Annotated in this window: 16 protein-coding genes; 7 read left to right on the forward strand and 9 right to left on the reverse strand. The window is 76.7% G+C overall.

Annotated features, from left to right (window positions below):
* Positions 1-3 precede the first annotated feature (3 nt).
* From NXY84_RS10625 to NXY84_RS10665, 8 genes are all read right to left on the reverse strand, one after another.
* A complete protein-coding gene (locus NXY84_RS10625) occupies positions 4-1,428 on the reverse strand; it encodes a PfkB family carbohydrate kinase (RefSeq protein WP_258727037.1) in 1,425 nt (474 codons plus the stop codon).
* Complete coding sequence (locus tag NXY84_RS10630; RefSeq protein WP_258727038.1) at positions 1,425-2,138, reverse strand: D-sedoheptulose-7-phosphate isomerase; 714 nt, start codon at positions 2,136-2,138, stop codon at positions 1,425-1,427. The genes NXY84_RS10625 and NXY84_RS10630 overlap by 4 nt, the downstream gene beginning before the upstream one ends.
* Positions 2,135-3,370: a glycosyltransferase gene (locus NXY84_RS10635; RefSeq protein WP_258727039.1), complete on the reverse strand. Its 1,236-nt coding sequence runs from the start codon at positions 3,368-3,370 to the stop codon at positions 2,135-2,137. The genes NXY84_RS10630 and NXY84_RS10635 overlap by 4 nt, the downstream gene beginning before the upstream one ends.
* Positions 3,367-4,326, reverse strand: coding sequence for a glycosyltransferase (locus NXY84_RS10640; protein WP_258727040.1), 960 nt, complete (start codon positions 4,324-4,326; stop codon positions 3,367-3,369). Before NXY84_RS10640 ends, NXY84_RS10635 begins: the two co-directional genes overlap by 4 nt.
* Complete coding sequence (locus NXY84_RS10645) at positions 4,323-5,447, reverse strand: glycosyltransferase family 9 protein (RefSeq protein ID WP_258727041.1); 1,125 nt, start codon at positions 5,445-5,447, stop codon at positions 4,323-4,325. Before NXY84_RS10645 ends, NXY84_RS10640 begins: the two co-directional genes overlap by 4 nt.
* Entirely contained in the window at positions 5,444-7,114 is a 1,671-nt protein-coding gene (locus NXY84_RS21745; RefSeq protein ID WP_309485080.1) for an HAD-IIIA family hydrolase, read from the reverse strand. Before NXY84_RS21745 ends, NXY84_RS10645 begins: the two co-directional genes overlap by 4 nt.
* Positions 7,111-8,787, reverse strand: coding sequence for a carbamoyltransferase family protein (locus NXY84_RS10660; RefSeq protein ID WP_258727042.1), 1,677 nt, complete (start codon positions 8,785-8,787; stop codon positions 7,111-7,113). The genes NXY84_RS21745 and NXY84_RS10660 overlap by 4 nt, the downstream gene beginning before the upstream one ends.
* A gap of 349 nt (positions 8,788-9,136) precedes the next feature.
* Positions 9,137-9,886, reverse strand: coding sequence for a GAF and ANTAR domain-containing protein (locus NXY84_RS10665; protein ID WP_258727043.1), 750 nt, complete (start codon positions 9,884-9,886; stop codon positions 9,137-9,139).
* Between the two features lie 322 nt (positions 9,887-10,208).
* Here NXY84_RS10665 and NXY84_RS10670 point away from each other — a divergent pair, with 322 nt between their 5' ends.
* From NXY84_RS10670 to NXY84_RS10680, 3 genes are read left to right on the forward strand one after another with little or no spacing between them, the layout of a single operon-like run.
* Entirely contained in the window at positions 10,209-11,606 is a 1,398-nt protein-coding gene (locus tag NXY84_RS10670; protein ID WP_258727044.1) for an ABC transporter substrate-binding protein, read from the forward strand.
* 1 nt (position 11,607) lies between these two features.
* Positions 11,608-12,567 carry a carbohydrate ABC transporter permease gene (locus NXY84_RS10675; protein ID WP_258727045.1) on the forward strand — a complete coding sequence of 320 codons (960 nt, stop codon included), beginning with the start codon at positions 11,608-11,610 and terminating at the stop codon, positions 12,565-12,567.
* Complete coding sequence (locus tag NXY84_RS10680; RefSeq protein WP_258727046.1) at positions 12,564-13,394, forward strand: carbohydrate ABC transporter permease; 831 nt, start codon at positions 12,564-12,566, stop codon at positions 13,392-13,394. The genes NXY84_RS10675 and NXY84_RS10680 overlap by 4 nt, the downstream gene beginning before the upstream one ends.
* A gap of 49 nt (positions 13,395-13,443) precedes the next feature.
* On the opposite strand, the gene NXY84_RS10685 is transcribed toward NXY84_RS10680, so the two are convergent.
* Complete coding sequence (locus NXY84_RS10685; RefSeq protein ID WP_258727047.1) at positions 13,444-15,033, reverse strand: SDR family oxidoreductase; 1,590 nt, start codon at positions 15,031-15,033, stop codon at positions 13,444-13,446.
* A 253-nt stretch (positions 15,034-15,286) separates the two neighbouring features.
* Here NXY84_RS10685 and NXY84_RS10690 point away from each other — a divergent pair, with 253 nt between their 5' ends.
* From NXY84_RS10690 to NXY84_RS10705, 4 genes are read left to right on the forward strand one after another with little or no spacing between them, the layout of a single operon-like run.
* Positions 15,287-15,691 carry a TOBE domain-containing protein gene (locus tag NXY84_RS10690; RefSeq protein ID WP_258727048.1) on the forward strand — a complete coding sequence of 135 codons (405 nt, stop codon included), beginning with the start codon at positions 15,287-15,289 and terminating at the stop codon, positions 15,689-15,691.
* Positions 15,688-16,581: a molybdate ABC transporter substrate-binding protein gene (gene modA, locus NXY84_RS10695; protein ID WP_258727049.1), complete on the forward strand. Its 894-nt coding sequence runs from the start codon at positions 15,688-15,690 to the stop codon at positions 16,579-16,581. The genes NXY84_RS10690 and modA overlap by 4 nt, the downstream gene beginning before the upstream one ends.
* Positions 16,582-16,634: 53 nt before the next feature.
* A complete protein-coding gene (locus NXY84_RS10700; protein ID WP_258727050.1) occupies positions 16,635-17,417 on the forward strand; it encodes an ABC transporter permease in 783 nt (260 codons plus the stop codon).
* Complete coding sequence (locus NXY84_RS10705; RefSeq protein ID WP_258727051.1) at positions 17,414-18,631, forward strand: sulfate/molybdate ABC transporter ATP-binding protein; 1,218 nt, start codon at positions 17,414-17,416, stop codon at positions 18,629-18,631. The genes NXY84_RS10700 and NXY84_RS10705 overlap by 4 nt, the downstream gene beginning before the upstream one ends.
* Positions 18,632-18,756 lie beyond the last annotated feature (125 nt).

An 18,756-nucleotide genomic window follows, 5' to 3' on the forward strand; every position in this document is an offset into this window, starting at 1 on the left:
TCCTCACTGGTGGTCCGCGCGGGCGAGCCCCGAGCGGCGGATCATGGTGCTGGTCGAGCGCCCGTCGAGGTAGGGCAGGAGGACGACCCGCCCCCCGTGCCGCTGCACGACCTCGGTCTCGGGCAGGTCCGCGCCGCCGTAGTCGGCGCCCTTCGCCCACACGTCGGGGCGCAGGGCCTCGAGCGCGGCGCGGGGGTCGTCCTCGTCGAACACGACGACGGCGTCGACGCAGTCGAACGCGGCGAGCACGCGCGCCCGGTCGGCCTCGGTCACGACGGGTCGGCCCTCGCCCTTGAGCCGGCGCACCGACGCGTCGGAGTTGAGCAGCACGACGAGCGCGTCGCCGAGCCGGCGGGCCGACTCGAGCATGGCGACGTGCCCGGCGTGCACGAGGTCGAAGCAGCCGCCGGTCGCGACGAGGGTGCCCCCACCGGTGCGCAGGCGCGCAGCGACGTCGGCGAGCGCGACGTCGCGGTGCTCGACGGCGTCGGGCTGCGCGGCGGCGGACCCGTCGGCGGTCGCCGCCTCGGTGACGGCCCGGAACGCGTCGGCGCCGCCCCCGCGCACCCACGCGGTGGCCTCGGCGACGGCGGCCTGCACGGCCTCGGTGAGCACGGCGCCGCGCGCGAGGGCGACGGCCGCGGTCGCGGCGAACCGGTCGCCGGCCCCGCACGGGTCCCCGCCCTCGACGGACGGCGCGGGCACGAACAGCGGCGCGCCGCCGGTCGGCGCGACGTACGCGCCCTGCGCGCCGACGGTGACGCACACGGCGCGGGCCTGCCACGTCGCGCGCAGCCGGCCCGCGAGCTCCTCGGGTGAGTCGCCGCCGGGCCCGTGGTCGCCGGCGGCGGCCGCTCGGGCCTCCCCGAGGTTCGGCGTCACGAGCGTCGCGCGGGGCACGGGGGCGCCGCCCCGCGGGTGCGGGTCCCACACGAGCAGCCCGCGCGCGGCCCGCTCGGCGAGCAGCGAGCGCACGTCCTCGTCGCGCGTCGTCCCGGCGCCGTAGTCGCTGACCAGCACGACGTCGGCGCTCTCGAGCGCGGCGCGCACCGCCGCGACCTCGACGTCGCGGGGGGTCCCCGGGCCGCCGTGGTCGAGGCGCACGAGGGACTGACCTCCGCTGCGCACGCGCTCCTTGAGCCGCGTGGGCCCGCGGTGGCCGAGCGCGAGAACCCCGACGTGGGGCTCGAGGGCGGCACGCAGCCGGCGGCCCTCGGGGTCGTCGGCGATCGGGGCGACGAGCGTCACGCGCGCCCCGGAGGCCGCGCACAGCAGCGCGGTGAGGCCCGCGCCGCCGGGGCGCTCTCGCACGTCGGACACGTCGACGACGGGCACGGGTGCGTCGGGGCTGAGCCGGTCGGAGCGCCCGTGGACGTCCCGGTCGAGGACGACGTCGCCGACGATGACGACGTGGGGGCGGGCGGTCATGCGCGCGCGCCGGTGCCGTCGAGGGACCGGCGGTCGAGCGCGGGTGCGGGCGGACCGGGCACCGCGGGCCCTGGGGGCGCTGGGGGCGGTCCCACCACCGCGGCCGACGGGGCATCCACCCCGGCGAGCCCCGCGTCGTGCTGCTCGACGCGCGCGTCGAACGCCGCGCACAGCGCGTGGATCGCGACGAGGTGCGCGGCCTGCACCGCGGCCGTCGACGGCGCGGGCACGGCGAGCGCCTCGTGCGAGCGCCCGACCAGCGGGTTCGGCGCGACGCCCGTCAGCGCCCACACGCGCAGCCCGAGCGCCTGGCCGCGCTCGGCCGCGCGCAGGATGTTCGGGCTGCGCCCCGACGTGGAGAGCAGCACGAGCACGTCGCCGGGGCGGCCGTGCGCCTCGACCTGCCGGGCGAACATCTCGTCGGCGCCGTAGTCGTTGACGATCGCGGTGACGCTCGAGCTCTCGGCGCACAGCGACAGCGCGGAGAACGGCCGCCGGTCGGCGAGGAAGCGCCCGACGAGCTCGCTCGTGAGGTGCTGCGCCTCCGCGGCGCTGCCCCCGTTGCCCGCCACGAGCACGCGGTGCCCCGCGACGAGGCGGTCGGCGAGCTCGGCGCCCCAGCGCTCGACGAGCCAGCTCTGGTCCCCGAGCCAGCGCAGCGCGCGCGTGAGCTCGCCGGTGTGCTCCTCGATCCACGACTGCGTGCTCATACGGCCTGCTCCTCGACGACGTGGGCCACCCGGCCGGCGGACAGAAGCTCCCGGTACACGCGTGCGGTCTGCTGCGCGACGCGGTCCCACCCGTACCGGCGCACGGCGCGGCGCCGGGCGGCGGTGCCCAGCTCGACGGCGTGCTCGGGGTCGTCGACGACGCTGCGGACCGCCCGGGCGAGCGCGAGCGCGTCGCGCGGGGGGACGAGCACGCCGGTGGTGCCGTCCTGGACGGTGTCGAGCATCCCGCCGACGGCGCTCGCCACGACGGGTCGCCCGCACGCCGCGGCCTCGAGCGGGACGATCCCGAACGGCTCGTACCAGGGGGTCGCGACCACGACGTGCGCGGACCGCAGCACGGCCGGCATGTCGTCGTGCGCGACGCGCCCGAGGAACCGGACCCGGTCCTCGACCCGCAGGTCGACCGCGAGCTGCCACAGGCGCCGGCCCTCGGGGTCGTCGCGCACCTCCTCCTGCGCGGGCCCGCCGACCACGGCGAGCTCGACGTCGGGCAGGAGCGGCAGCGCGCGCACGGCGTTGTCGACACCCTTGCGCTCGACGAGCCGGCCCACGGACAGCATCCGGAACCGCCCGTCCTGCAGCGGCGGGACGGCGTCCTCCGGTCGCGGTGGCCGGAAGTGCGTGACGTCCACGCCGCACGGCACGACCGACACGCGCGAGGCGGGGACGCCGAGCCGCACGAGCTCGGCGAGCTCGTCGGTGCACGTCGCGACGACCCGCGTGACGGTCCGGGCGATCTGGGCCTCGACGTCGGCGCGCCCCGCGGGGCTCGTGTCGCGCTCGCCCTGGTGACGGCGCTTGACGGACCCGAGCGCGTGGAACGTCTGCACCACGGGCGGGCCCGTCACGGCGGCGGCCCGCAGCGCGGCGAGCCCGGACATCCAGAAGTGCGCGTGCACCACGTCGGGTGCGCCGTGCTCCCGCCACTCCCGCGCGAGCTCGTCGCCGAGCTCGGTCATGTAGGGGAGCAGCTCGTCCTTCGGCAGCGCCCGCGCCGGCCCCGCGCTCACGTGCACGACCCGCACGCCCGGGCGCATCTCGACGACCCGCGGCAGGGACGCGTCGTCGCGCCGGGTGTACACGTCGACCCGGTGACCCAGCCTCGCGAGGTGCTCGGCGAGCGCGGCGACGTGGACGTTCTGCCCGCCGGCGTCGACGCCACCGAGCGTGGCGAGCGGGCTGGCGTGCTCCGACACCATCGCGATCCTCATCGGACGACCTCCTTGAGCAGGACTTGCCAGTCGGACAGGAAACGGTCGAGACCGAAGCGCTCGAGCGCGTGGGCGCGGGCGGCCCGGCCGTGGGCGCGGGCCTCCTCGGGGTCGTGCAGCCAGCGGCGTGCGGCCGAGACGAGCACGTCGGGGTCCGAGCTGACGACGCCGGCCGACGGCGGGACGGCCTCGGGCGCCGCCGTCGTCGCGAGCGCGAGCACCGGCATGCCGATCGTCATCGCCTCGACGAGCGCGAGCCCGAGGCTCGTCCAGCGGAACGGGTGCAGGTAGGCGCGTGCCCCGGCGAGCCGCGCGTGCATCCGGGCCTGCGGGACGTCGTCGTGCAGGTGGCCCGCGAGGCCCGGGACCAGGTCCGCGAGCCCCAGGACCCCCATGCCGTACACCTCGACCGGGACCCGCCCCGCGGCGTGCACCAGCAGGTCGGTCCCGGCGACCCGCCCACGCCGCACGGGCTCGTTCACCACGACCGCGACCCGCTCGCGCTCCCCGGTGTACAGCGGGCCCGGGTCGTGCACCCCGTGGTCGACGACCGTGGTCGGTGCGCGCCCGCAGTCCCACATGAGCGCGTTGAACGCGGTCACGTGCGCGACGGGGATGTCGGAGCGGTCCGCGAGCGGGTGCCGGGTCGTCGCCGCCGGGCCGGCGGGCGTGTTGTGCTCGACGTACACCGCCGGCACGTCGAGCCCCGCGCGCAGCCCCGTCCAGCGCTCGAGCAGCTCGATCTCGTGCGGGCGCTGGAGCACCACGACGTCGGGCTCGGCCGCCCGCAGCGCCTCGGGGGCGACCTCGCGGGCGCTCGCGGGCCACGTCCAGGTCCGCGCGCGACCGCGACCGTCCGGCCCGCGATCGGGCACCACGGGGATCAGGTACTCGTCCGGGCCGGCGACGAACGACGTCTGCCACGAGCCGTGCACGTGCCACACGAGGACCCTCATGCGCTCACCCCCGCCCCGAGCGCGGACCCGGTGGCCGCGCCGGCGACGGCGGCTCCCGCCGCCCCGGAGGCGCCGGCGAGGACGGCCGAGGGGCTGCCCGGCACGTGCGGGGCAGCTGCGGCGACCAGCGCGGCGACCGCGTCCACGACCTCGGCCGGGGAGATGCCGGTCAGGCACGGGTGGCCCGCGACGGGGCACTCCCGCGCCCGGGAGCCCCGGCACGCCGCCCCCTGGTCGCCCAGCAGCCGGACCGGGACGCCGTAGGGCGCCCAGCGCTCCGCGGGAACGACGGGGGAGAACAGGGAGACGACGGGTGTGTCGACGGCGGCCGCGAGGTGCGCCGGGCCGGTGTTGCCGGTCACGACGCACGCCGCACCGGCGAGGAGAGCGGCGAGCCGGTGCAGGTCGGTACGGCCCGCGACGGGCGTCCCGGTGCTGCCCGCGACCTGGGCGGCGAGCTCGTGCTCGGACGCCCCGCCCGTGACCAGCACCCGCCAGCCGGCGTCGGTCAGGGCCGCGACCATCGCCGCGGCGTGCTCCGGTGCCGGCGCGCGCGAGGGCACCGACGCCGACGGGTGCACCACGACGTACGGGCCGTCGGGCACGAGGTCCGCGACCGGGGGCAGCGGCTCCCGGACCCGCAGGCGCCCGTCGTCGCCGGGGGCGAGCTCGCCGCCCGCCGCCCGCGCGAGCCCGAGCGCCGCCTCCACCTCGTGCAGCCCCTCGGGGCGCGGGTGCCGCACGTCCAGCAGGGCCCCCGGGTAGTCGTGGCTCGTCGCGCCGACCCACCCGATGCCCGCCATCCGCGCGAGCAGCGCCATGGGCAGCGGGCTCTGGTGGTCGGACGTGAACACCACGGCGCGGTCGTACTGGTGGGCGCGCAGGCGCGCGAGCAGCGCCTGGACCGCGCCCGTGCTGAACTCCGGCGGCCGGTACCCGCTCCACGGGGCGTCGAAGCGCAGCACCTCGTCGACGCCCGGCAGCAGCCGTGCGGCGGCCTCGCCCGACCCCGACACGAGCAGGTCGACGCCCGACGCCGTCGCGGCGAGGGCCCGGACCGCCGGACCCGTCAGCAGGACGTCCCCGACGTTGTCGAGGCGGACCGCGAGGACCTTGCTCACCGGTCACCACCGCCGACCGTCGACAGCGACGCCGGCGCGGGGCCGGTCGGCACCCGCGGGGCGTGCGCTCCCGTGCGGGCGTGCTCCGCGCGGGTGCGCTGCTCCGGGGACGGGGGAGTCGTCCCGGCGAGGCGCTCGCGGACCAGCGCCACGGCCTCGGTCAGGCTCACGGCGACGAGCGGTGCTGCCGCGACCTCCTCGGGCCGCGTCACCGGCGTGGGCACGAGCACCGCACCCGCCCCGGCGGCGATCGCGGCGCCGACGTCCGCGCCGATGTCGCCGACGACGACGCACTCCGCGGGGCTGACCCCGAGCCGCGCCGCGGCGCGCAGCACGAGACCCGGCTGCGGCTTGCGGCACGTGCACCCGTCGGCGGGGGTGTGCGGGCAGCGCACCCACACGTCGAACGGCCCGAGCTCGGCCTCGATCCGCGCCTCGACGGCCTCGACCTGCGCGAGCGTGAGCAGGCCGCGCCCGAGGCCGGACTGGTTCGTCACCACCCCGACCTTGATCCCGCGGGCGCGCAGGTCGTCGAGCACCGCGCGCGCGTCGTCCACGACCCGCACCCGGTCGGGGTCGCCGTTGTAGGGGACGTCGTGCACGAGAGTGCCGTCCCGGTCGAACAGCACCGCCTGCACCGGGACCGGCCACGGGGGCGCGCCGGCGCGGTGCGCCAGGGCGCCCGCGAGCCGGTGCCGCACCGCCGCCGCGGGGATCACGACGCTCGTCCACACCATCGTCCGCCGCTCCGCGAGCCAGCCGTCCTCGCCGCGCGCGGGCCCGGGCGCGATGCGGCGCCGCGCGAAGTCCGCCGTGAGCGCCGCCCACGCCGCACCCGCCAGCGCCGCGGCACCGCGCCGCCCGAGGACCGCCGCCCCGAGCGCGCACACCCCCGCGCCGACGGTCGCGACGTGCCACGCGAACCGCCCCCGCCCGGTCTCGGCCTCCTCGCGCCACCGGGCCCCGTGCAGCGCCCGCATGAGCGCGTCGTCGCGCGCCCCCGCCTGGACCCGCACGCTGACCCGCGGGTCCGCCGGACGCACCGGGTGCTCCGTGGCGCGCGACCCGCGCACGAGCCGCCAGTCCTGCCGCCGTGCCCGCAGGGCCAGGTCCGCGTCCTCCCGGTACGCGCGCGGGAACCGCTCGTCGAAGCCGCCGAGCCGCTCGAGCACCTCGCGCCGGTACGCCATGTCGGCCGTCGCCCACCGCGCGCCCTCGAGCCCCGCGGTGTTCCGCTCCCAGTCGGTCGGGCGCCGGTGCCCGGGCAGCGGGACCCGCAGGCGCGCCTGGATGCCGGCGACGTCCGGCCCGGCCGCCGCGAGGTCCGCGGCGAGGTGCTCCGACCAGTCCGCGGGCAGCACGACGTCGTCGTCGAGCAGCACGACCCACTCCGCGCGCACCGAGCGCCACCCGGCGTTGCGCGCCGCGGCCGGGCCCCGCCCGCCCGAGCGGACGACCCGCACCGGCACGCCCGCCCGGTCCAGACCCGTCAGGTCCGGCAGCACGAGCGCCCCCGGGGCGGCCTCGAGCGACCGGTCGTCGCACACCACCACCTCCACGGGCGCCGGGCGGTCCTCGCCGAACCGCTGCGCCGCGAGGCTCTCCAGCAGCACCCCGAGCGACGGACGCCCGATCGTCGGGACCACGACCGCGTACGCCGCCCTCATCGGGCGGCCACCCCGGCGGACGCCCCCACGCGCGCGAACATCGTCGAGCGCCGCACCAGGTACGGGCCCACCACCAGCAGGTCCACGGGCGCCGACCCGAACAGCTCGAGCGCGTCCCGCGGGTCGTCCACCATCGGGCGCCCCGCGGTGTTCAGGCTCGTGTTGATCACGACCGGCAGCCCCGTGCGGGCCTCGAACGCCCGCAGCGTCGCGCCCAGGCGCGGCTGCACCGCCGGGTCCACCGTCTGGATGCGCGCCGTCCCGTCGACGTGCACCGCCGCCGGGATCCGCTCCCGCCACGCCGGGCGGACGCTGTGCACGAACAGCATGTACGGGCTCGGGATCGGCCCGTCCGTGAAGATCTCCTCCGCGCGGTCCGCGAGCACCATCGGTGCGACGGGGCGGAACTGCTCGCGGCCCTTCACGTCGTTCAGGCGCTCGAGGTTCTCCGCGTGCCCCGGGTGCGCGAGCAGCGACCGGTGGCCGAGCGCTCGCGGGCCGAACTCGCTGCGGCCGTCGAACCAGGCGACCACGCCGTTGCGGGCCAGCACGTCGGCGACCTCCGCGCCGAGGTCGGCGGGCTCGCTGAACGGGACGGCCGCGCCCCGCAGCCACGCGGCGAGGTCGTCGTCGCTCCACCCGCGCCCGAGGTCGGCGCCCGGCATGGGCGCGAGCTCCTCGCCGCCGTCGGCCGCGACCTGCAGGGCCGCGCCGAGCGACGTGCCGGCGTCCCCGGCGGCGGGCTGGACCCAGACGTCCTCGAACGGGGTCTCGCGCCAGATCCGGGAGTTCGCGACGCAGTTGAGCGCGGTGCCGCCGGCCATCGCGAGCACCCGGTCACCGGTCTGCTCGTGGATCCAGCGCGCGAGCTCGACGAGGACCTCCTCGAGGCGCGCCTGCACGGAGCACGCGAGGTCGGCGTGGTCGCCGCCCCAGGTGCCGTCGTCGACCCGCCTGGGCGCCCACCGCGACCAGTCGGGCGCCTCGGCGACGAACCCGCCGTCACCCGTCGGGTGCACGACCTCGCGCAGCTCCTCGAGGAAGCGCGGCTTGCCGTAGGACGCGAGCGCCATGACCTTGTACTCGTCGCTCGAGCGCAGGAAGCCGAGGTGCTCGGTGAGCGACTCGTAGAGCAGCCCGAGCGAGTGCGGCAGGGCCTGGCTCGCGAGGACCTCGAGGCGTCCGCCGCGGTAGCGGCCCGCGAGGTGCGACGCGCGCTCGCCGCGGCCGTCGAGGACGAGGACGCTGCAGTCGCGGTGCGGGGCGGCCAGCGCGGCCGACGCGGCGTGCGCGACGTGGTGCGGCACGTACCGCACGAGCGCGGGGTCGACCTCGCCGCCGAGCGCGGTCGAGATGAAGCCGGGGGCCTTCTCGGCGTACGTGGTGCGCAGGTGGTCCCACGGGTCGTGCAGGCCGAGCTGCTCGGCGGGGACCACGAGGCCCGGGTCGAACGAGTACGCGATCGCGTCGAGGTCCTGCGGCTTGAGGCCCGCCTCGGCGAGGCACCAGCGCATCGACAGCTCGGGCAGCTCCCACGCGGAGAACGGGACGGGGCGCTTGCCGTGCTTGCGCCGGCTGAAGCGTTCCTCCTCGGCGGCGGCGACGGTGACGCCGTCGACGACGAGGGCTGCGGAGGGGTCGTGGTAGATGGCGTTGACGCCGAGCACGCGCATGCAGGCCGACCTTTCCAGGGGTCAGTCGGGGGAGCGCGTGGCTGTGCTCGAGGGACACTCTGTTCCCCTCGAGCACTTCTCGCACCTCGAACCGCTTCTCGGCGGTTGTCCGGTTCGTTCCGAACCGCGAGCGTCTGACCTGCGGTATCGGTTCCGGGCCTTGTCGCGTGACGCGGACGGCGCGGGTGCCGAGGGCCGCCTCCCCCGGGCTCGACGCCGCCCGTCGGGGCGGTCCTGGAGCCGGTCCTGGAGCCGGTGCGGGAGCAGTCCGGACGGGAGCCCGGCGCCGGTCCCGGGCGGTCCGGACGACAGCCTGGCGCCGGTGCGAGGGCGGTCCCGGGCGGCGGTGTCAGGGCGTCGGACGGCGCTCCGCGAACTCGGTGCCGGGCTGCGGGGCGACGCCGGTGACGTTCTCGATGAGGGACGCGGCGACGTCACGGAGCTTGAGGTTGCGGTTCTGGGACGCGTTGCGCAGGATCCGGAACGCCTCCTCGGACGAGCAGCGGTTCTCCGCCATGATGACGCCCATCGCCTGGTCGATCACGGCGCGCGAGGCGAGCGCGGCCTTGAGGTCCTCGTTGATCTCCGCCTGGTCCGCCGAGCGCAGGCACAGCCGCAGGGTGCGGGCGACCTCGTCGGCGTACATGTCGGCGGTGGCGAGCGCGTCGTCGTCCCACGCGCCCGGCTCCTCGGAGTACAGGTTGATCGCGATGTCGACGCCCTCGCGCACCGCGCGGGGGATCGCGGCGGCCGACCGGAACCCGGCCTGCCGGGCGGCGTCGGCCCACGCGGGCCAGCGCTCGTCGCCGCGCTCGAGCTCCTGGATCACGATCCGCTCGCCGGTGTCCGCGGACGTCAGGCACGGGCCCTCGTTCGCGGCGAACTCGACCTCGTCGCACTGCGCGGCACGCTCGTCGCTGCTGGCCACGCCGGTGGGCCGCCCCTGCCGCTTGAGCATGATCGCGACGTGCGCGTCGGGCCGGATGCGCGCCGCCGCGGCCTGCGCGACGCCCTCGACGAACTCCTCCACGCCCGCCGCCTCGAGCAGCAGCGTGTGCAGCTCGGTGATCGCGTGCGCGCGCTCGACGGTCCGGTCCATGGGTGCGCTCCTCGGCTCGACGACGTTCACGGGACAAGGATCGCGCGGGCGCCCGGTTCGCGCACGTGCCCCGCGCGAGGCAGGTCGGACGCCCGTCCGGCTCGGGTCGCGAGAAGCGCTTCTCCGGCGCACCATCTGTCCCAAGAGCCGCGTCGGCTCGGTCCTCCAGCCAGCGGGGACGCCCGCCCGGGTCCGCCCGGGTGGGACGGTGCCGCCCGCCACCCGTGGACGGCCCGCCCGCCGGCGTCCGTGTCCGCTTCCGTCGACGACCGTCGGCCCGGACCGGCGTGGGTACCCACGGGCGGGATCGGAGGGGTGCGTGATGAGCACGCGACGGGTTGGACTGTGCGGGACGGTGGCGGCGGCCGGGGTGCTCGCGCTCGCCGCGTGCGCGTCGGGCAGCGGGGAGCCGACGCAGGCCGAGGTGACGTACGGGTCGGACGCCGCGATGAGCGGCGAGCTCACGGTGATGGGGTTCGGGACCGGCGACGACGTGGCGCAGGTGCGCTACGACCGTGCCACGGAGGAGCTCGGCGACGACGTCGACGTCTCGCTCGTCGAGGGCGACCTCGACATCCAGGCGTTCCTCTCCGCGGTCGCGGCCGGAGACCCGCCGGACCTGGTGTACGCGAACCGCGACCAGATCGGCACGTTCGCCTCGCGCGGGGCGATCCTCCCGCTGACCGACTGCATCGCCGCGGAGGACGTCGACACCGGCCAGTTCCGGGAGGCCGCGTCGGGCCAGGTCACGTTCGACGGCGAGGTGTACGCGCTGCCGGAGTTCAACCAGGTGCAGGTCACGATGGCGGACTCCTCGCTGCTGTCCGCGGCCGGGCTCGGCATCGAGGCCGTCAACGGGTCCGACTGGGACGCGGTCACGCAGGCCACGTCGGCGCTGGTCCGCCGCGACGGCGGGGCGCTGTCCGTGATCGGCTTCGACTCCAAGCTGCCCGAGTTCTTCCCGCTGTGGGCCAAGTCCAACGGCGCGGACCTGCTGTCCGACGACGCGCGCACCGCCCAGCTGGACTCCCCGGAGGCGCTCGAGGCGCTCGAGCTCGCGGTCGCCGTGTACGACGCGCAGGGCGGGTTCCCCGCGGTGAAGGCGTTCCGCGACTCCGCGGACTTCTTCGGCGAGGGCAACCAGTTCGCGACGCACACCCTCGGGGCGATGCCGATGGAGAACTGGTACGTCAACGTCCTCAACGAGGTCTCCCCGGACGCGACGCTCGCGTTCGACACGTTCCGCACCCGTGAGGGCGAGCCGCTGGCGTTCGCGACGGGCTCGGCGTGGGCCATCCCGGCGGGCAGCCCGAACGCGGCGGCGGCGTGCCGGTTCGCGGCGACGATGGTCGAGCAGGACAGCTGGCTCGCGGCCGCGCAGGCCCGCGCCGACGCGCGCGCCGAGTCGGGCCAGGTCTTCACGGGCCTGCTGACCGGCAACGCGGACGCCGACGAGGAGATCCGCTCGACGCTCGTCGAGCCGTCCGGCTCCCCGGTGTGGGACCAGGCGGTCGAGGCGGTGTACGAGGCGAACGAGAACACGTTCTCGCTGCCCGCGAACCCGGCCGACGCCGAGTTCAAGGCGGCGTGGCAGGACGGCGTGAACCGCGTGCTCAACGGCCAGCAGGAGCCGGCCGAGGCGCTCGCGCAGGCGCAGGAGGAGGCGCAGGAGGCGCTCGACGACGCCTGGGCCGAGTGGGACGAGCGGTCGGACGGCTGACGTGACGACCACGACGGCCGCCCCGGTGGCCGCGGGTCCCGTCGCGCCCACCCGCACCGCGCGGGCCCGGTCGCGGCGCAACCTGTGGTCCGCCCTGCTGTTCCTGAGCCCGTGGATCGTCGGGTTCCTCGTCTTCACGCTGTGGCCGGTGCTGTACTCCGCGTACCTGTCACTGACGGACTACGACGTGATCAACGACCCGCGGTTCATCGGGCTCGAGAACTACCGCGACATGGCCGCCGACCCGAAGATCGCGCTCGCCCTGACGAACACGGTCGTCTACACGGTGCTCGCCGTCCCGCTGCACGTGGTCGGCGCGCTCGGGCTCGCGCTGCTGCTCGAGCGGGCCGGGCGGTCCTCCGGGTTCTTCCGCACCGCGTTCTTCCTGCCCAAGATGACCCCGCCCGTCGCCGTGGGCGTGCTCGTGCTGCTGCTGTTCAACGGGCAGAACGGGCTGGTCAACGAGGCGCTCGGCGCGGTCGGCGTCCAGGGCCCGTACTGGACGACGGACCAGGCGTGGATCAAGCCCGCGCTCGTGCTCATGAGCATGTGGACGATCGGGTCGACCGTCATCATCCTGCTCGCGGCCCTGCGCCAGGTGCCGTCCGAGCTGTACGACGCGGCACGGGTCGACGGCGCCGGGTTCTGGCGCCGGACGTTCGCGGTCACCGTGCCGATGATCTCGGGGACGCTGTTCTTCGTCGTCGTGGTCAACACGATCGCCGCGTTCCAGATGTTCACCGAGGCGTACACCGCGTTCTTCGGCTCAGGGAACACCACGTACGCGAACGAGGCGGCGCTGTTCTACGTCATCTACCTGTTCCAGCAGGGCTTCGAGAACCTCAACATGGGGTACGCCTCGGCGATGGCGTGGCTGCTGTTCGTGATCATCCTCGCGGTGACGCTCGTGCAGCTCGCGGTCTCCAAGCGCGTCGTCTACTACGAGGGGGACCAGAAGTGACCCGCCGCGTGGGCCGCCCGCTCGTCCTCGCGGCGCTCGTCGCCGCGACCGTCGTGTTCGTCTACCCGTTCGTGTGGCTCGTGAGCGCGTCGTTCAAGCCGCGCGGCGAGGTCTTCGACAACCGGCTCGTGCCCGAGACCTTCACTCTCGACAACTACGTGCAGGTGTGGCGCGAGGTGCCGATGGCCCAGTGGCTCGGCAACACCACGCTCGTGACCGTCCTCGCGGGGATCACCGTGACCCTGTCGAGCGCGGCCGTCGCGTGGGGGTTCGCGTACTTCCGGTTCCGGGGGCGCGGGTTCCTGTTCGGGCTCGTCCTCGCCACGATGATGCTGCCCGGCGCGGTCACGCTCATCCCGACGTACCTGATCTGGAAGGAGCTGGGCTTCGTCGGGACGCTGACGCCGCTGTGGGCCGGGAACCTGTTCGGGAGCGCGTTCTACATCTTCCTGATCCGGCAGTTCTTCCTCGGGCTGCCGCGCGAGCTGTTCGAGGCCGCGCAGCTCGACGGCGCCGGGAACTGGACGATCTTCCGCGCCATCGCCCTGCCGCTCGCACGCCCCGCGCTGGTGCTCACCCTGCTGTTCGAGACCCAGGCCGCATGGACCGACCTCATGCGCCCGCTGATCTACGTGCAGGACTCCGACAAGTTCACCGTCCCCCGCGGGCTCAAGGCGCTGCTCGACCAGTACGGGTTCGGCGGGGAGTGGCACTGGGAGATCGTCGTGACCGCCTCGGTCATCGCGACGCTGCCGATGATCCTGCTGTTCTTCGTCGGTCAGCGGCACTTCGTGCAGGGCATCGCGACGACGGGCTCGAAGGGCTGACGGCGGGGCGGGCGGGCCGGCACCGTGCCGGCCCGCCCGCCCCGTCCGGTCACCACGCCGAGCGGGCGTAGTCCTTGAGGAAGCAGCCGAACAGGTCCTCGCCCGCCTCGCCGCGCACGATCGGGTCGTACACGCGCGCGGCGCCGTCGACCAGGTCGAGCGGGGCGTGGAAGCCCTCCTCGGCGAGGCGCACCTTCGTCGGGTGGGGGCGCTCGTCGGTGATCCAGCCCGTGTCCACCGCCGTCATGAGGATGCCGTCAGTCGCGAGCTCCGCGGCGCTCGTGCGCGTGAGCATGTTGAGCGCGGCCTTCGCCATGTTGGTGTGCGGGTGCCCCGGGCCCTTGTAGCCGCGCGAGAACACTCCCTCCATCGCCGAGACGTTCACGACGTACGTGCGCCGGGCGCTCGCGGCCCGCATCGCCGGGCGCAGGCGGCTGACGAGGATGAACGGCGCGGTCTGGTTGCACAGCTGGACCTCGAGCAGCTCCATCGGGTCGACCTCGTCGACCGTCGCGACCCAGCTGTTCGTGTCGTGGGTGTCCGGGACGAGCCCGCCCGCGTCGATCGACGTGCCCGCGACGAGGCGCTCGAGCGACGCGGCGTGCGCGGTGAGGGCCTGCGCGGTGAGCGCGTCGGCGTCCGCCGCGGCGAGGGCGAGCGCCGGGCTGGTGAGCTCGCTGACCGCGCCGGCGAGCGCGCGGGGGTGGGCGTCGCTGGTGTGCCCGAACGTGCGGATCGCCGGGAGCGGGCCGGCGGGCAGGGGGGCCAGCTCGGCGTCGGCGAGGCGGGAGTACGCGCCGGGGGAGCGGCGCACGGTCTGCGCGGCGTTGTTGATCAGGACGTCGAGCGGTCCGGCGGCGGCGACCGAGTCGGCGAGCGCGACGACCTGGGCGGGGTCGCGCAGGTCTATCCCGACGATCTCGAGCCGGTCGAGCCAGTCGGCGGCGTCGGGCATCGCGGCGAAGCGCCGGGCCGCGTCGCGCGGGAACCGGGTCGTGATCGTCGTGTGCGCGCCGTCGCGCAGGAGGCGCAGCGCGATGTACATGCCGATCTTGGCGCGCCCGCCCGTGAGGAGCGCGCGGCGTCCGGTCAGGTCGGTGCGGGCGTCGCGCTTCGCGTGGTTGAGCGCCGCGCACGACGGGCACAGCTGGTGGTAGAACGCGTCGACCTCGGTGTAGAGCTCCTTGCAGATGTAGCAGGGGCGGGCCTTGAGCAGCGTCCCGGCGGTCGCGCCGCGCGCGTTCGACACGAGCGGGATCCCGAGGGTCTCGTCGTCGATGCGCCCCGGGCTGCCGGTCGCGGTCGCGGCGACGACGGCGCGGTCCGCGGCGCTGATCGCGGCGCGCTTCTGGGTGCGGCGCTGCTTCTTCACGGCCTTGAACAGCCCCGACGTCGCGCGCCGGGCGACGGCGTGCTGGGGGTGGTCGTGGGGGAGTGCGACGAGCTGGTCGACGACGCGCAGGAACGTCGCGAGGTCCGCGTCCCCGACGCCGGGCCCGTGCTCCTCGGGCTGCTCGTCCGCCCGCGCGTCCGGCTGCTCGTCGGGCCGGGCGGCGGTGGGGCGCTCGTCGGTGGGGTGTGCCTCGGCGTCCCGGTGCGGGGCGGTGTCGCGCGCGTCGCGGCTGTCGGTGACGGTCATCGGGATCTTCCATCTCTGCCGCCCCGGGCGGACGACGGGCCTCGCGGGGCCTCGTCCTCACGGGCACACGCCGGCGCGAGGTGCGCGCCAACCGCTCAGCGTACCGGCGGGCGGGCCGATCCCTCGGGTGACGTTCGCCCCACCCGGGCCCGGGTGCGGCGACCCCGAGTCGACGAGCCGCGGGTGTGCGGTACCGCGTCCGCGTCACGAGCCCTCGGCATCGAGCCGCGTCTGCGGTGATATCGTCCGTTTCGTGACGCACTTCCGGATCGCCGAGGCCGCCGAGCTGCTCGGGGTGAGCGACGACACCGTGCGCCGCTGGGTCGACTCCGGCCTGCTGCGCGCCGGCTGGGACAGCGCCGGGCGCCGCCTCATCGACGGCGCGGACCTCGCCGCGCGCGCCGTCCAGAACGCCCGCACCCCCGAGGACCCGGGCGCGGGCGCCAGCTCCGCGCGCAACCGGTTCGTCGGCCTCGTCACCGCGATCACCGCCGACACGGTCATGGCCCAGGTCGAGCTCCAGTGCGGCCCGCACCGCGTCGTGTCCCTCATGTCGAGCGAGGCGGTGCGCGAGCTCGGCCTGCACGTGGGGGCGCTCGCGGTTGCGGTGGTCAAGGCCACGACGGTCATGGTCGAGACGCCCGGCACGAGCCGGTGAGCACGGCCCGCCCGGGACCGCGGTCCGGCGCGACGACGGCGCGGCCGGGCGCGGCACGGGACGGCGGACCACGCCGGGCACCCGGGACCGGGACCGTCTCGCCCCGGCTCCGGCTCCGGGCGACGCCCGGGTCGCGTGCGCGCCGGGCCGCCCTCGCGGTGCTCGCGACCGGCGCCGCCCTCGTCCTCGCCGCGTGCGGGACGCCGGCCGGCGGCCAGGACCCCGTGCGCGTGCTCGCGGCCGCCTCGCTGCACGGGCCGCTCGACGAGCTCCTCGCGCTGCACGCCGAGCGTGCGGGCGGACCGGCGCCGCAGGTGACGTACGACGGGTCGGCGGCGCTGCTCGTCCAGCTGCGCGAGGGAGCCGTCGCCGACGTCGTGGTGCTCGCCGACGCGGCGTCGACCGCCCGGGCCGCGGACGACGGGCCGCTCGCGGACCAGGGCGTCGAGATCGCCGCCAACACGCTCCGGATCGCCGTCGCCCCCGGGAACCCCCTCGCCGTCGCGGGGCTGGCCGACCTCGCACGCCCGGACGTCGCGGTCGTGCTGTGCGCGGCGCCCGTCCCGTGCGGCGCGGCCACCCGCACGCTGCTGGCCGACGCCGGCGTCGACGTCCCGCGCGCGAGCGAGGAGCAGGCGGTGACGGCCGTCCTGGCGAAGGTCGCCTCGGGCGAGGCGGACGCCGGCGTCGTCTACGTCACGGACGTGCTCGGTGCCCGGGGCGCGGTCGACGGGGTCGAGATCCCCGGGGCGGCGCGGGCGCGCACCACGGTGAGCGCGGCGGTGCTGGACGGCGCCCCGCAGCCGGACCGGGCCCGCGACCTCGTCGCCCTGCTCGCCTCGCCGGACGCGCGCGCGGTGCTCGCCCGCCACGGCTTCGAGGCGCCGTGACACCACGGACCGCCCCGCCCGGGGGTGCCCCGCCCCGCACGCTCGGTCCCCGGGTGCCGCGCACCGTGGCGGTCGCCGCGGCCGCGGGGCTCGCCCTGCTCGTGCTGCCCGTGCTGGCGCTGCTCCTGCGCGCCGACTGGGCGGGCCTGCCCGCGGCGGTCACGTCCCCGGAGGCCGTCGCCGCGCTGAGCCTGTCCCTGCGCACCGGTGCGGCCGCGACCGCCCTGTGCGTCGTCCTCGGGGTCCCGCTCGCGGTGCTCCTGGCGCGCTCGGCGACGCGTACCGCGGACGTGGTGCGCGCGCTCGTGACCCTCCCGCTCGTGCTGCCCCCGACGGTCGGGGGGATCGCGCTGCTGTACCTCCTGGGCCGGCAGGGGCTCGCCGGGGAGCACCTCGACGCGCTGCTCGGGGTGCGGGTGCCGTTCACGACCGCCGCGGTCGTGCTGGCCCAGACGTTCGTCGCGCTGCCGTTCCTCGTGCTCGCCGTCGAGGGGTCGCTGCGCACGCTCGGCACCGGGTACGAGACGGTGGCGGCGACGCTGGGGGCGGGCCGCTGGACGGTGCTGCGCCGCGTCACGCTCCCGCTCGCCGCGCCGGGCCTCGCGAGCGGGACGGTGCTGTGCTTCGCCCGGGCCCTCGGCGAGTTCGGGGCGACCGCCCTGTTCGCCGGCAACGTGCCCGGGGTGACCCGCACGATGCCGCTCGCGATCTACACCGCGTTCAACGGCGCAGGGGTCTCCCCGGACACCGCCGTGGCGCTGTCGCTGCTCCTGGTGGCGGTGGCGGTCGTGATCCTCGTCGTGGCCCGCGCCTGGCGCCCGGGGGTGCGCGGATGAGGCCCCGGTGGGGTGCACCGGCAGGCGCCGGCACCGCGGGTGAGGACGGGGGGACCGGTGCGGGCGTCGTGGCGGTCGCCGGCACCGGTCGTGCCCCGGGAGCGGAGGCCGGCGCGCGCGGGCGGTCCCTGCGGGCCGACGTCCGGGTGCACCGGCCCGCCTGCGGCGCCGCCGAGGCGTTCACGCTCGACGTGCGCCTCGACCTCGACCCCGGGCAGGTGCTCGCCGTCGTCGGGCCCAACGGCGCCGGGAAGTCGACCCTCCTCGCGGTCCTCGCCGGGCTCCTGCGCCCGAGCGCCGGGACCGTGCACCTCGCGGGCCGCGCCCTGACCCACGTCGACGCCACCGGCCGGGTGCACGCCGCCGTCCCCCCCGAGCAGCGCGGCGTCGGGCTGCTCGGCCAGGACCCGCGGCTGTTCCCGCACCTGAGCGCCCTGGAGAACGTCGCCTTCGGCCCCCGCGCCCACGGGACCTCCCGCGCCGCCGCCCGCGCCGCCGCCGCGGCCTGGCTCGACGCCGTCGGGCTGCCCGGCCTGGCCGCGCGGCGCCCCGGTGAGCTCTCGGGCGGGCAGCGCCAACGGGTCGCCCTCGCCCGCGCGCTCGCCGCCCGGCCCCACGCGCTGCTCCTCGACGAGCCCGTCGCGGCCCTCGACGCGACCCACGCCCCCCTCGTGCGCCAGCTCCTGCGCGAGCAGGTCACCCGCACCGGCACCACGACCGTCGTCGTCACCCACGACGTGCTCGACGCCGTCGTCCTCGCCGACCGGGTCCTCGTCCTCGACGCCGGCCGGGCCGTGCACGACGGGCCCACCGGCGCCGTGCTCGCCGCACCGCGCGACCCCTTCACGGCGGCGCTCGCGGGCGTCAACCTCGTCGTCGGTGCGGGGGACGCGGGCGGGGTGCGGGCCCCGGACGGGCGCGTGCTGCGCGGCACCGGCACGGTGCCCGACGGCGTCGCGGCCGCCGCGGTGTTCGCCCCGGGGGCGGTGTCCGTGCACACCGAGGAGCCCGTGCACGCGAGCCCCCGCAACGTGTGGCCCACCACGGTGGTGGCGCTCGAGCCGCGCGGGCCGGCCGTGGGGGTCCGCACGAGCGGACGGCCCGAGGTCGTCGCCGACGTCACGGCCGCGTCCGTCGCCGAGCTGGGCCTGCGGCCGGGGGTGCGCGTGTGGCTGTCGGTCAAGGCCACCGAGGTGGGCGTGCACCTGCGTTGAGCAGGGACGGCCCCGGCGGTGCTCCGCTCGACCGCCGCCACCGGCGGGACCGACCGCGCCACCCGCCGCCGCCACCCGCCGCCGCGCCACCGGGCGCCGCCAGCGGCGGGGCGTCAGTCCGCGCG

This window comes from Cellulomonas sp. NS3 (assembly GCF_024757985.1).
Lineage (GTDB): Bacteria > Actinomycetota > Actinomycetes > Actinomycetales > Cellulomonadaceae > Cellulomonas_A.